The sequence below is a fragment of the Cycloclasticus pugetii PS-1 genome (assembly GCF_000384415.1).
Classification (GTDB): domain Bacteria; phylum Pseudomonadota; class Gammaproteobacteria; order Methylococcales; family Cycloclasticaceae; genus Cycloclasticus; species Cycloclasticus pugetii.
The window spans coordinates 1502691-1516958 of sequence record NZ_ARVU01000001.1 but is presented as its reverse complement, the minus strand read 5'-3'; the positions used below and the strand labels follow the sequence as shown (position 1 = coordinate 1516958).

The following is a 14268-nucleotide window of genomic DNA, read 5'->3' as shown; positions in this document are numbered from 1 at the left end:
TGTATCAGGTGTTTGTTTTATTTAAGCTGCTGCTTATATAGTTTTTTATGCTTTGAGTGTCGAGACCTGCTTCTTGCAATAGTTCTTCTCTTGAACCGTGTTCAAGATTAAGGTCTGGCAAGCCAATGTTTAAGACCTTGGTATCGATTGAAGCTTGGTTAATAAACTCGTTAACACCGCTGCCTGCGCCACCTTTGATAACATTTTCCTCCAGTGTCACCAACGTGTTGTGAGTGCTAGCAATATGTTTGATCATGTCTTCATCCAAGGGTTTTATAAAGCGCATGTTGATCACCGTTGAATTAAATTCCTCGGCTACTTCAAGTGCTTGTGTCACCGATGAGCCAAATGCTAATAAGGCGATATCTTTGCCTTCCCTTAGAGTAACGGCTTTGCCAATTGGAATGCTATCAAGTGTATTATTAATAGTGACCCCAGGACCTTTACCGCGTGGATAACGTACTGCAACTGGTCCTTTATGTTGAATCCCTGTTGTTAACATAAGTCGACATTCGTTTTCGTCAGCGGGCGCCATGATAACCATATTTGGGATGCAGCGCAGGTAGCTAAAGTCGTACGAACCAGCATGAGTGGGGCCATCAGGGCCAACTAAGCCTGCACGGTCAATAGCAAAAAGAACAGGGAGTTTTTGCAAGGCAACGTCGTGAATAAGTTGATCATATCCACGTTGTAAAAACGTTGAATAAATAGCAACAACAGGCTGTAAGCCTTCGCAAGCCATTCCCGCCGCTAAGGTAACAGCGTGTTGTTCAGCTATACCAACATCAAAAAAACGCTCTGGGTATTGCTGTTCAAATGTCACCATGCCAGAGCCTTCACGCATGGCAGGGGTAATGCCAACGAGTTTGTCATTTTCTTTAGCCATATCACAAAGCCATTGGCCAAAAACTTCACTATAAGTGGCTGAACTAGGTGCCTTTTCTGGTAACTTTTCTTTACTTGGGTCAAAGGTTGAAACGCCGTGGTATCCAATTGGGTCCGCTTCAGCAGGGGAGTAGCCCTTACCTTTTTGGGTCACAATGTGTAAGAATTGTGGGCCTTGTAAGTCTTTTAGGTTGGATAATGTTTTAACTAAAGTGGGGAGGTCGTGACCATCAATAGGTCCAATATAGTTGAAGCCCATCTCTTCAAATAATGTCCCCGGTATAACCATGCCTTTTACGTGTTCTTCAGTTCGTCTTGCCAACTCCCAAACACTGGGCATGTTAGCCATCACCTTTTTGCTACCTTCTTTTACGGTTGTGTAGAATTTTCCGGATAAGATTTTAGCTAAATAGTTTTTCATCGCCCCGACATTTGGCGAAATAGACATGTCGTTGTCGTTTAAAATAACCAGTAAATTTGCATCTAAGGCACCGGCGTGATTTAGCGCTTCAAAAGCCATACCACCGGTTATTCCACCATCACCAATAATAGCAACTGTGCGTTTTTCATCGTTATTTATAGCGGCGGCAATGGCCATACCTAAAGCGGCACTGATTGATGTACTCGAGTGGCCAACGCCAAATGCGTCGTATTCACTTTCTGCACGTGTTACAAAAGGGGTAACGCCGTGTTTTTTACGAATTGTTGAAATCTTATCTTTACGCCCAGTTAAAATTTTGTGTGGGTAAGCCTGGTGTCCAACATCCCAAATTAATTTATCAGTAGGGGTGTCGAAAACATAATGTAAGGCAATGGTCAGTTCAACGGTACCAAGCCCTGCTGATAAATGTCCCCCTGATTTACTGACGGAGGAAATTAGAAACTCACGTAGCTCATGTGACAAACCAATAAGCTCCTCTTCCGTAAGGTTACGAAGGTCGTTTGGTATATCAACTTTATCGAGAATAGGGTATTTTGCCAGTGGCGTCACGTAATGCTCATAATACGTTAGGTTAAGGTTGCGTATTATCGTTTGCAAGCAAAGACTATGCAAGTGAATACTGGTCTAAGGACCATGTACTTAAGATATCCGTGAGATAGTGAACTGTGCGATATCCCTAAGGTAATTAGCGCGGTGATCAAAATTTGAAAGACTTTGTATAGCCTCGTCATGCAAATCTTTGGTTAAGTGTTTCGAAGCCTTTAAGCCTAAAATAGAAGGATATGTGGACTTCTCAGCTTGCCGGTCTTTACCTTGTGTTTTGCCGAGTGTTGAAGTAGATGAGGTTTCATCAAGAATATCATCTTGTACTTGAAACGCCAGTCCGATACATTCTGCATAATGTTTTAGGTGGCGATACTGGCTATCTGTTGTTTGAAACTTTAAACTTGCGACTAAAGTGATACAGCTACAGATCAAGGCCCCTGTTTTATGTAGGTGCATGTTTTCAATTTCAGCAATGGAAATGGACTTTCCTTCATTAGCCAGATCAATGGCTTGGCCGCCGACCATGCCTCTTGAACCGGCAGCTTGTGATAACAGTTGAATACAGGTTATTTTTTGTTCATTGCTGCAATCCGCCTTTGCCAGCACGTTGAAGGCGAGTGTTAATAACGCGTCTCCGGTTAAAATAGCAGTTGCTTCGTCAAAGGCTTTATGACAACTCGGTTTGCCACGACGTAAATCGTCGTCGTCCATCGATGGAAGGTCGTCATGAATGAGTGAATAAGCGTGAATAAGCTCAATTGAGCTAGCTATGCTGTCTAATATAGGTTGTTGTATTTCAAGTAAGTTCCCAGTCGCATAGACGAGCATCGCTCGAATACGTTTGCCACCATTAAGAGTTGAATAACGCATGGCTTCGTGCAATCGCTTGGGTTCAATGTGACTCGCGGGGAGATAGCGCGCTAGCGCGGTTTCTATTTGTTGTGTTTTGGCGCTTTGGAAGTCTTTAAAAGCAGTCATGGCTGTGGGTAAATTAAATATTTAATCGAAATCGACGGGTTTTGCCAAGGCGGAGCTGTTTAATAGAGTTTCAACTTTTTGTTCAGCGTCTGTAAGTGACTTTTGACAGGATTGAATTAACTTGATGCCTAATTCAAACTCTTTTAGTGATTCTTCGAGACTCAAGTCTCCATTTTCCATACGGTCAACAAGTTCTTCTAAGGATTGAAGTGATGATTCTAAATCGAGTTTTTTTGCTTTGGCCATTAGTTTTGTCGTTGATTTTGTAAAAGGAAATACGTTACCTTAACTAGACTGGATAGGGTCACTATTTTTTTAAAATGCTTGTCGTGTTAGTTAGCACGAAGCAATCATATTGACATCAAATAGATGGTAACGTATCTTGAGCTTACTATTAGACCCAGTCTAAAGGTAGAATTGATATCATTCAACTTATTAAGAGGAATTACTATGTCACTTAAAGGTTCTCAAACAGAACAGAATTTAAAAGATGCGTTTGCTGGTGAGTCACAAGCAAACCGTCGTTACCTATACTTCGCAAACAAAGCAGACATCGAAGGATACAACGATGTGTCTACTGTTTTCCGTTCAACTGCAGAAGGTGAAACAGGCCATGCACACGGTCACTTAGAATATTTAGAAGAAACTGGTGATCCAGCAACAGGTCTGCCAATTGGTGGAACTGAAGATAACTTAAAAGCAGCGATTGCCGGTGAGACGCATGAGTACACTGATATGTACCCAGGTATGGCAAAAACAGCACGTGACGAAGGTCACGATGAAATTGCTGATTGGTTTGAAACACTGGCAAAAGCGGAGCGTTCACACGCGAACCGTTTCCAAAAAGCGTTAGATAGCTTAAACGCTTAAGTGTTGATTTAGATCAAAAGGAGGGTACGCATGTGCTCTCCTTTTTTTTGGAGATAAATAAATGAGAGAAGGCAGCTTAGAGGCCCCCACAAGGCATCCAATAGATTGGAAAGGCGCTAGTTTTTACGATGAGGCTAATTTATTCAACGAATTAGATCGTGTGTTTGATATTTGTCATGGTTGTCGTCGTTGTTTTAATTTATGTAATGCGTTTCCATTATTGTTTGATGTCATTGATGAGTCAGAAACAATGGAACTCGATAGCGTCGATAAAAAAGTCTATTGGGATGTGGTCGATAATTGCTATCTATGTGACATGTGCTTTATGTCAAAATGCCCTTATGTGCCTCCTCATGAATGGGACTTGGATTTTCCACACTTAATGCTTCGTGCGAAGGCCGTTAAATTTGAAAAAAATGAAGTCAAACAACGCGATAAATTAATTACATCTACCGATAGAATTGGTAAATTAGCGTCTATCCCCATCGTTGTTAATGTGGTGAATGCAGCGAACCAGAACAAGACAATTCGACGAGTTTTAGACAGCCAATTAGGGATTCATAACGAAGCGGTTATCCCAGCCTATCATACCGAAACAGCAAGGAAAAAATTTGCCCAGCAAAAACATGATGCTTCGGGTGTGCAAGCTTGCGGAGAAACAACCGGAAAAGTGGCTATTTTTACCACCTGTTATGGTAACTATAATCGACCAGATTTAGTAAATGATTTGGTTGATGTGCTAGAGCATAATAATGTTGCGGTAACGATGGCAAGTAAAGAGAACTGTTGTGGTATGCCTAAGCTTGAACTGGGTGATCTTAAAGAGGTAGAGCGTTTAAAAAACAATAACATTCCACAACTTGTTAAATTGATTGATGAGGGCTGGGATGTAATTGCCCCTGTGCCATCATGTGTTTTGATGTTTAAACAAGAGTTGCCGTTAATGTTTCCAGATGATGAAGAGGTAGCAAAAGTGCGTGATGCTATTTTCGACCCATTTGAGTATTTGATGCTTCGCCATAAATCGAACTTATTAAAAACAGAATTTAAAGGTGAATTAGGGCAGGTCTCTTATCAAGTTGCTTGTCATTTACGGGTTCAAAATATTGGATTAAAGACGAAAGAGGTATTAGAGTTAATTCCAAATACATCAGTAAATGCGATAGAACGGTGTTCTGGGCATGATGGAACGTATGCGCTAAAAAGTGAGTTCCATGATATAGCTAAAAAAATTGCAAAGCCGGTTGTAAACCGAGTGAAAAAGGCTGAAGCGGATGTGTTTTCAAGCGATTGCCCTATGGCAGCTGATCACATTGCAAGTGGTTTGGAAGATGAGTCAAACGTAAAGAGCCCTATTAGTTTGCTAAAGCAAGCGTACGGCATTTGAACATTAGAGGTTGAAAATGAAAAAGCTAGTTAAAGAAGAACTGTATGGTCTTGAAGAGTATTCGAATAAACGTGATGAATATAGGCAAAAGGTTCGTGCTCATAAACTTAATCGAATAGTGCGAATCGGGGAGAATGTCAGCCTACATTTTGAAGACTATTTAACCATGCGCTACCAGGTTCAAGAAATGTTACGTGCCGAAAAAATCTTTGACTCGGCGGGCATTATCGAAGAAATTGAAACCTATAACCCATTGATTCCTGACGGGCAAAACTGGAAAGCAACAATGATGATTCAGTTTGATAATGCTGGTGACCGTAAAGTGGCGCTGGAAAAAATGATTGGTATTGAACGTGCGACGTGGATTCAAGTAGCGGGTTTTGATAAGGTTCACCCCATTGCTAATGAAGACTTAGAACGTGAAACGAATGAGAAAACATCTTCCGTTCATTTTTTACGCTTTGAGTTGACCCGACCGATGGTGGAAGCGGTGCAAAACGGTGCGATTATCAATGCAGGTGTTGATCACCCAGCATATAAACATGAGGTGACGGTGCCTGATAATATACGAAACTCGTTGGCGAGTGATTTGGATTAATAAGTAAACGCTACGTTTACTCTAGAGTGATTTGCATGGGGTGGGCTTCTAATATGGTGCGAAGAGGCTTTGGGGTATCAAGATAGAAGCCCTGTGCAAAATCAATCCCAATATCTTTTATTTTTTTGAGCGTTGCTTCGTTTTCAACAAACTCTCCTACAGTCTTTTTCCCCATGATGTGTGAAATTTCGTTAATAGACTTCACCATCGCAAGGTCCAAAGGATTGTAGAGCATGTTTTGAATAAATTGACCATCACTTTTAAGAATGTCAGCGGGCAATCGCTTGAGGTACTCATACGATGATAGACCGGAGCCAAAGTCATCCAAGGCAATTAAGCAACCTAGTTGTTGTAATTTATTTAGGAAACTCACTCCAAACTCAGGGTTAGTAATAGCGGCTGTTTCAGTTATTTCGAAACAAATCTTTTGGGGAGGGATGTTGGCGTCATCGATACACTTTTTGATGAGCTCAAAGCTACCTTGGTGGGCGATGGTCTGCCCTGATAGATTGATGCTAAACCAGTCGACTTGCTCTTGAATGGTTGCCATTGCCTGAATAGAGTTTTTTATAACCCAATGATCAATTTTATACATTAACTTATAGCGTTCTGCAGCAGGCAAAAACACATTGGGTGCGATAATACTGCCATCTGCATCGAGCATACGAACCAATACTTCATAATTTGAGAGCGTATTTTTGGTATTGGAGTCTTCGTTAGAAACAGTGCGTATTTTTTGTACATAACACTCGAAACGATTGGCCTTAAGTGCATCATTTATTTGACTGACTATATTATTTTGTTGTAATCGTAACGCAACTGCTTGATCTGCATTCGTGTGGATGTGAATTTGGTTACGCCCTGCCTCTTTAGCAAGGTAACACGATGTGTCAGCCAGTTTGAGAACATCTTCATATGAATTAAAGCTCTTATCAATGGTAACAATGCCAATACTGACGCCTAGGTTATATTCTTTATCGCCGGATATGAAAATAAAGTCTTCGATATCTTGTCTGATTTGTTCACCTAATGCATGAGCTGCATCGGGTGGGCAGTCTTTTAATAAAATGCAAAACTCATCACCACCTACTCTTGCGAGCAGGTCGGCCGAGCGGACTTGTTTTAAGAGTAATTGACTGACTTCAATAAGTGCCATATCTCCTGCTGCATGGCCACTACTATCATTGATTATTTTGAATTGGTCTAAATCAAGGTAGAGTAAAGCATGAACGGCATTACTGTCTTTTAAGTCATTAATAGAGCGACTAAGTTCTTCATCGAAACCACGACGATTAACGAGTTTTGTTAGGGGGTCATGTGTTGCTTCGAAGCCTAGCTTTTGTGTAAGCAGGGTGTTTTCTGTGATGTCTTTAAAGTACCAAACACGCCCTTTGATGGTCTTGTCGTGAATTAAAGGGAAAGACGCTAAATCTAATATCGTGCCATTTTTTAAATAAATGAGTGTTGATGTCTTAACCTCTGAAGAAGGGCTTAAGGACAACACATTTTGCGCGATCTTTTCAGCGTCTTGCATTTTATCCATGCCAGCCTTTAACATTTCTAGTGTTTGGTTGTTCTTTTCTTTTAGTAAGCTGGGTGGAATATCAAAGGTATTAAAAAAAGTCTGGTTAATGGCGATAGCTTTTCTATCAGTATCTTCGACCAGCATACCGTCATCACTGGCTTCCATAATAGCGTGTTGGATATCACTGTATGATTGGAGTTGTTGCTGGTTTCTAATTTTTTCGGTCTGGTCATAGAGCGAAACATGATAGTGTCGGCTACCATTATAATTCAATAAGGAGCCGTGAAATTCGGTGTGAATAGTTTCACCATCCCCTGTGGTTTTTGTACTATTATTGTTTGCGTTACCGTATTTTAAAATATCGTCAAAAAGCTGATCGTACCTATCGTGCTCTTCTTCGGAGAAAAATTGTTTACCATGCTGGTGTAGCAAATCATTTAAATCGCGTTTATGCAATTGGCAATAGGCCTCATTAGCATATGCAATTTTCCTATCCATGTTGTATAGCACTTGCGGCAATGAGGAGTTGTCTATCGCCTCTGTTGCAGACTCAACAAGGCTTAAGAGTGTTGGAATATCTACAAGCGTTGAAAGAATAGGACAGATCATCTCGGCGACTGAATTTATTATATCTTTCGTTTCAGCGTCCCAAATCCGTGTTGAATTACATTGATGAAGTGAGAGACCCCACTTTTCACCGTCAGGTAGCTCAATAAGCTTAACGATTTGTGCTTTTATAGAGAAGTCTTTATATACGTTTGATAATTGAGTTGACTCGATATTGTTAAGGTCAAAGGAGACCGGCTCGGTTGTATGTTCAACAGTTTGGCTAATATGCTTAAAAAGTGAGGTTGTTGAGAGGTCGGTTTTTAATTTATTGGCACCAGGGTAGTTGGCTGTGGTTACCTCAATGGGGATGATATGTGTTGAAGCATTGGCTGTACAAGGATAAATCAGTGAGCAACGATCAGCACCTAGGAACTCTAAAACTAAGTTGAGTGATTTTGTTAATCGATGATACGCTGAGACGGGTAGGGTCAGCGTGTCATTAATATTGTTAAATAGTAAAATTCTATCTTTCAAAGTAGCCATTTCCTTAGCGTCATTATATTTATAATTATCATATTTATACTAGTTTAAAAAATTTATTATTCAAGTGAGCGCTTAAAGCAATAGCGTGTATGAGTATTAGCATCAGTAATATGGTTAGATACGACAAGCGAGCTTGTTAGAAGTGGGCTTAGTGGTTAGAATCCGACCTTCATTTTATACTTTAACGAGTCATTAACCCAGTTTATGAATAGTCAATACGAAGCTTCTGACATTGAAGTCCTAACGGGGCTCGACCCAGTTAAAAAAAGACCGGGGATGTATACCGACACGGTGAGACCTAATCATTTAGTACAGGAGGTACTTGATAATAGTGTCGATGAAGCAATTGCGGGTTTTGCAAGTGAAATAGTCGTAACTTTATATAAAGATGGCTCGGTCAAAATTGACGATGATGGACGAGGGATGCCAGTGGATGTTCACCCAGAACATGGTGTTCCAGGTGTCGAATTAATTCTGTCCCGTTTGCACGCTGGCGGAAAGTTTTCAAATAAAAACTATCAATTTTCTGGTGGTTTGCACGGCGTCGGCATTTCTGTGGTTAATGCGTTGTCATCTCGGGTTGATGTGGAAGTTAAGCGTACTGGTAAGCGTTGGCACATGGCTTTTGAGAATGGTATCAAAGTAGCAGATTTGACAGAGCTTGGAACAGTAGGACAGCGAAACACCGGTACATCTGTTCATTTTAAGCCAGACCCTGTTTATTTTGACTCGGCTGTGATTTCGTTATCTAAGTTGAAACATGTACTTCGAGCCAAAGCCGTCCTTTGCCCTGGTTTGCATATTTATTTGAAGGATGAAATCAATGCTGAAAAATTAGAGTGGTTTTATCAAAATGGCCTAACCGATTATTTATTAGGTGAATTAAAACATTTAACTTTATTGCCGCCAGAAGGCTTTGTGTCGGGTGCGAGTAGCGAACGCGAATCGGTTGAGTGGGCAGTTGCTTGGTCAACCGATGCCGGTGAAGGGATTACTGAAAGTTATGTAAACTTGGTGCCTACATCACAAGGTGGTACGCATGTTAATGGTTTACGCACAGGATTGACCGAAGCGGTCAGAGAGTTCTGCGAATTCCAATCGTTACTCCCGCGCGGGGTTAAAATTACGCCAGATGATGTCTGGGAGCGCTGTCATTATGTGCTATCTATCAAGTTAGAAGACCCACAGTTTTCAGGCCAAACAAAAGAAAGGCTGACATCTAGAGAATGTGCAGCTTTTGTCTCGGGAACGGCTAAAGATAGTTTTAGTCTATGGTTAAATCAACACCCCGCTATAGGTGAAGAAATTGCCCAGATTGCTATTCAACGTGCACAAAATAGGCAACGTGCGGGTAAAAAAGTTATTCGTAAAAAAGTGACCAGCGGCCCAGCTTTGCCAGGAAAGTTAGCAGACTGTTCATCCCAAGACTCCGATCGTTCTGAACTATTTTTAGTTGAGGGGGACTCTGCAGGCGGCTCTGCTAAACAGGCGCGTGATCGTGAGTTTCAAGCTATTATGCCGTTACGAGGAAAGATTTTAAATACCTGGGAAGTAGACCCTGCTGATGTTTTAGCCTCGGAAGAAGTACACAATATTTCAATAGCAATCGGTGTGGAGCCCGGCTCCTTAGATTTAAAATCCTTACGTTACAATAAAATTTGCATTCTTGCCGATGCGGACTCTGATGGGCTACATATTGCCACTCTGTTATGTGCTTTATTTGTTCGGCATTTTTCGGCATTGGTCGAAGCAGGGCACATTTATGTGGCGATGCCGCCTTTATACCGAGTTGATGTGGGTAAGCAGGTGTTTTACGCCCTAGATGAAGCCGAGAAAGAAGGTGTGTTAGATCGTATTGCGGCTGAAAAATTAAAAGGCAAAATTAATGTACAACGTTTCAAAGGCTTAGGTGAAATGAACCCTGCTCAACTTCGGGTGACTACACTTGACCCGGATACACGTCGCTTAGTGAGACTAGATATGACATCGGGTGATCAAACCCATGCCAAAATGGATATGTTACTTGCAAAAAAACGTGCTTCAGACCGTAAAGCATGGTTAGAAGAAAGTGGTAATTTGGCAGATATATAAGAGAACATTATGACGACAACATCTTTTGAAAACATTGAAACGCTGCCATTAAAAACATTTACTGAAAAAGCGTATTTGGACTATTCCATGTACGTTATTTTAGACCGTGCATTGCCACATATCGCAGATGGTCTTAAACCTGTTCAGCGCCGTATCGTCTATGCGATGTCTGAATTAGGCTTATCTAATAACGCAAAATTTAAAAAATCAGCGCGAACAGTGGGTGATGTACTGGGTAAATTCCATCCGCATGGTGATAGCGCTTGCTATGAAGCGATGGTGCACATGGCGCAACCGTTTGCTTACCGTTACCCATTGGTAGATGGGCAAGGAAACTGGGGCTCACCAGATGACCCAAAGTCTTTTGCGGCGATGCGTTATACAGAATCACGCTTAGCGCCTTATTCAAACAGTTTGTTGAGCGAGTTAGGGCACGGCACGGTTGAGTGGACCGATAATTTTGATGGCACTTTACAAGAGCCTAAGTTGTTACCCGCACGCTTACCCAATTTATTATTAAATGGTGTGACAGGGATTGCCGTAGGGATGTCCACAGATATACCGCCACATAATTTAAATGAAGTGGCGAGCGCTTGTATCCGCCTATTGGATGAACCAAAGGCAGATATCGATACGCTGATGGAACATATAAAAGGACCGGACTTTCCGACAGAGGCCGAAATAATCACGTCGCGTGATGAGATTCGTGCAATGTATGAAAAAGGCTCAGGTGGTCTACGTGCGAGAGCGCGTTATGAAATGGAGCAGGGTCAAATTATTGTGACTGCGCTGCCATATCAAGTATCTGGGGCGAAAGTGCTGGAACAAGTTGCGTCACAGATGCGTGCCAAAAAGCTACCTATAGTAGAAGATTTACGAGACGAATCAGACCATGAAAACCCAACACGATTAGTTATTGTGCCGCGCTCTAAACGAGTCGGTGTCGAACAATTAATGTCGCACCTTTTCGCAACAACCGATTTAGAGCGAACCTACCGTGTCAATTTCAATGTAATCGGCTTAAGTGGAAAACCGCAAGTTAAAAACTTGAAAGTATTATTAGCGGAGTGGTTAACTTATCGGCTTGAAACCGTTAGAAAACGTTTGGAGCATCGTTTAGATAAAGTAAATGATCGCTTACATATTTTAGATGGGTTATTGATTGTCTATTTAAATATTGATGAAGTCATTCGGGTTATTCGAGAAGAGGATCATCCTAAAGATGCATTAATGCAGCAATTTAATATTACTGATGTTCAGGCACATGCGATTCTTGAGATTAAATTGCGTCAGTTAGCAAAGTTAGAAGAGTTTAAAATTCGTGCAGAACAGGAAGAATTGACGAAGGAGCGTGATGAGTTAGAAAAAATTCTAGGCTCAAAACAACGTTTGCGGACATTGGTTAAAAAAGAAATTCAGGCAGACGCTCAATTGTATGGAGATGTTCGGCGCTCGCCGATTGTCAATCGGTCAGCAGCACAGGCGTTAGATGAGCGAGCGCTTATTCCCAATGAGCCTATGACGGTTGTTATTTCACAAAAAGGCTGGGTTCGTGCCGCTAAGGGCCATGATATTGACCCAAAGAGTTTAACGTTTAGGTCAGGTGACGAATACTTAGCATCGGCAAAAGGCCGCAGCAATCACTGGGTTTACTTTTTAGACTCAACAGGCAGGGTATATAACTTACCAGTTCATGGGTTGCCATCAGCGCGTGGGCAAGGCGAGCCGATCACCGGTAGTTTGAAACCACCTGCCGGTTCTATGTTTACGGATGTTATTGCAGGTGTAGATGAGCATATTATGCTGGCATCTGATGCTGGCTATGGTTTTGTTACAAAGCTGAATGACTTACAAACTAAAAATAAAGCAGGTAAGGCTTTATTAACGATACCAGAAGGTGCAAAGCTACTATCACCAGCGTTATACGAGGCTGAAGAGGGCTGGGTTGCGATTGTCAGTAAACAAGGCCGGTTATTAATATTCCCTGTGAGTGAAGTGCCGGTATTAAGCCGTGGTAAAGGAAATAAGCTGATTCAAATCCCGACTAAAGATTTAAAATCAGGAGATGATAAAGTGATCGGTTTTTGTGTGGTCAATGAGCAGCAAGCTATTCGTATTAATGCGGGTAAACGACATATTAATTTGAAATTATCTGATTTAGATGCTTATAAGGGAAAACGGGCCCAGCGTGGTGTTAAATTACCACGTGGTTTTCAAAACCCAGGTTCCATTGAATTACTTAACAAGAATTAAGTGATAGAAAAAAGAGAAAACACAAAAAAGCCAAGCATAACGCTTGGCTTTTTGTGTGTGTCGAACTTTTTATTCACTAACGACCGGAATACCAGCAATTTTCGACTGCCATAAAGCAGGGCCTGTTTTATGTACTGATTCACCGGTAGAGTCGACTGCTACGGTTACGGGCATGTCTTCAACATAAAACTCTCGGATAGCTTCCATTCCTAAGTCATCAAAAGCGATAACTTTAGCTTCTTTTATTGCTTTAGAGACAAGATAAGCAGCGCCTCCAACAGCCATTAAATAGGTGGCTTTATGTTTTTTAATGGCGGCAATACCATCAGGACCACGTTCAGCTTTTCCAATCATACCCAGTAAGCCGGTTTTATCGAGCATCATCTCGGTAAATTTATCCATACGGGTTGCTGTTGTTGGGCCTGCTGGACCAACAACTTCACCTTTCACAGGGTCAACTGGGCCAACGTAGTAAATAAAACGATTTTTGAAATCAACACCGTCTGGTAACTTTTCACCCTTGGCAAACATGTCAGCAATGCGCTTATGTGCAGCATCGCGGCCGGTTAACATGTGACCAGTTAACAGTAGACGGTCGCCAGGCTGCCAAGTATGCGTTTCTTCTTCAGTGACAGTATCCAGATTAACGTGTTTAGTTTTTGCATCGGGTGCCCAGGCAATTTCTGGCCAATCTTCAAGCTTGGGTGGTTCTATATAGGATGGGCCAGATCCGTCGAGAACAAAGTGTGCGTGACGAGTTGCCGCGCAATTTGGAATCATTGCGACAGGTAGAGACGCGGCATGTGTGGGCATATGGTTGATTTTTACGTCTAACACTGTTGTTAAACCACCAAGGCCTTGTGCACCTATACCGAGAGCATTAACTTTTTCGTATAGCTCTAGGCGAAGTTCTTCGGCACGATTGCTGGGGCCACGGTCTTTAAGCTCTTGAATGTCAACATGCTCCATTAACGATTCTTTGGCTAGTTTCATGGCCATTTCCGCAGTGCCACCAACACCAATACCTAAAATGCCAGGTGGGCACCAGCCAGCCCCCATGGTAGGTACCGTTTTAAGTACCCAATCTACAAGGCTGTCACTCGGGTTCAGCATGACAAATTTAGATTTATTCTCAGAGCCACCGCCTTTAGCGGCAACATGAATGCTGACGGTATCACCCGGCACTACTTTCATGTGAATAGCGGCGGGCGTGTTATCGCCTGTGTTTTTTCTTGCGCCTAATGGGTCAGAGACGATAGAGGCTCTTAATACATTGTCGGGGTGGAGGTAAGCTTGTCTTACTCCTTCATTACACATATCTTCGACGCTCATGCTGCTGTCCCATTGGACATTCATGCCGATTTCCAAAAATATATTTGCTATACCGGTATCCTGACAGATGGGCCGGTGGTCCATCGCACACATGCGTGAATTAAGAAGAATTTGTGCCATTGCATCCTTTGCAGCGGGTGACTCTTCTAACTCATACGCTTGGCCTAACGCTTGAATGTAGTCCTTTGGGTGATAATAAGAGATAAATTGAAAAGCAGCTGCGATACTTTCAATAAGGTCATTTTGTTTGATAATGGTCATTAAAACAC

General features: G+C 41.9%; 10 protein-coding genes. 5 read left to right on the top strand and 5 right to left on the bottom strand.

Annotated features, from left to right (window positions below; all coding sequences use genetic code 11):
- Positions 1-4 precede the first annotated feature (4 nt).
- The 3 genes from dxs to CYCPU_RS0107340 all read right to left on the bottom strand — a co-directional run bounded on the left by dxs (position 5) and on the right by CYCPU_RS0107340 (position 3097).
- Positions 5-1876 carry a 1-deoxy-D-xylulose-5-phosphate synthase gene (gene dxs, locus CYCPU_RS0107350; RefSeq protein WP_020162368.1) on the bottom strand — a complete coding sequence of 624 codons (1872 nt, stop codon included), beginning with the start codon at positions 1874-1876 and terminating at the stop codon, positions 5-7.
- A gap of 90 nt (positions 1877-1966) precedes the next feature.
- Positions 1967-2851 carry a polyprenyl synthetase family protein gene (locus CYCPU_RS0107345; RefSeq protein ID WP_020162367.1) on the bottom strand — a complete coding sequence of 295 codons (885 nt, stop codon included), beginning with the start codon at positions 2849-2851 and terminating at the stop codon, positions 1967-1969.
- Positions 2852-2872: 21 nt separating this feature from the next.
- On the bottom strand, positions 2873-3097 hold the full coding sequence (locus tag CYCPU_RS0107340; RefSeq protein WP_015006242.1) for an exodeoxyribonuclease VII small subunit: 225 nt from the start codon (positions 3095-3097) through the stop codon (positions 2873-2875).
- Positions 3098-3301: 204 nt separating this feature from the next.
- On the opposite strand from CYCPU_RS0107340, the gene CYCPU_RS0107335 reads away from it, so the two are divergent.
- From CYCPU_RS0107335 to CYCPU_RS0107325, 3 genes are all read left to right on the top strand, one after another.
- On the top strand, positions 3302-3721 hold the full coding sequence (locus tag CYCPU_RS0107335; protein WP_015006241.1) for a rubrerythrin family protein: 420 nt from the start codon (positions 3302-3304) through the stop codon (positions 3719-3721).
- Between the two features lie 61 nt (positions 3722-3782).
- Positions 3783-5108 (top strand): heterodisulfide reductase-related iron-sulfur binding cluster, encoded by a 1326-nt coding sequence (locus CYCPU_RS0107330; RefSeq protein ID WP_016390069.1) that lies wholly within the window; start codon positions 3783-3785, stop codon positions 5106-5108.
- A gap of 16 nt (positions 5109-5124) precedes the next feature.
- Positions 5125-5706 (top strand): DUF3501 family protein, encoded by a 582-nt coding sequence (locus CYCPU_RS0107325; protein WP_020162366.1) that lies wholly within the window; start codon positions 5125-5127, stop codon positions 5704-5706.
- A gap of 16 nt (positions 5707-5722) precedes the next feature.
- On the opposite strand, the gene CYCPU_RS0107320 is transcribed toward CYCPU_RS0107325, so the two are convergent.
- The gene (locus CYCPU_RS0107320; protein WP_408639740.1) at positions 5723-8323 is read right to left on the bottom strand and encodes a sensor domain-containing protein; all 2601 of its coding nucleotides are present in this window, start codon (positions 8321-8323) and stop codon (positions 5723-5725) included.
- Between the two features lie 204 nt (positions 8324-8527).
- On the opposite strand from CYCPU_RS0107320, the gene parE reads away from it, so the two are divergent.
- Positions 8528-10414, top strand: coding sequence for a DNA topoisomerase IV subunit B (gene parE, locus CYCPU_RS0107315; RefSeq protein ID WP_015006237.1), 1887 nt, complete (start codon positions 8528-8530; stop codon positions 10412-10414).
- A 9-nt stretch (positions 10415-10423) separates the two neighbouring features.
- The gene (parC, locus tag CYCPU_RS0107310) at positions 10424-12667 is read left to right on the top strand and encodes a DNA topoisomerase IV subunit A (RefSeq protein WP_020162364.1); all 2244 of its coding nucleotides are present in this window, start codon (positions 10424-10426) and stop codon (positions 12665-12667) included.
- A gap of 69 nt (positions 12668-12736) precedes the next feature.
- Here parC and CYCPU_RS0107305 read toward each other — a convergent pair whose 3' ends face one another.
- On the bottom strand, positions 12737-14260 hold the full coding sequence (locus CYCPU_RS0107305; RefSeq protein WP_020162363.1) for a fumarate hydratase: 1524 nt from the start codon (positions 14258-14260) through the stop codon (positions 12737-12739).
- Between the last annotated feature and the right edge of the window lie 8 nt (positions 14261-14268).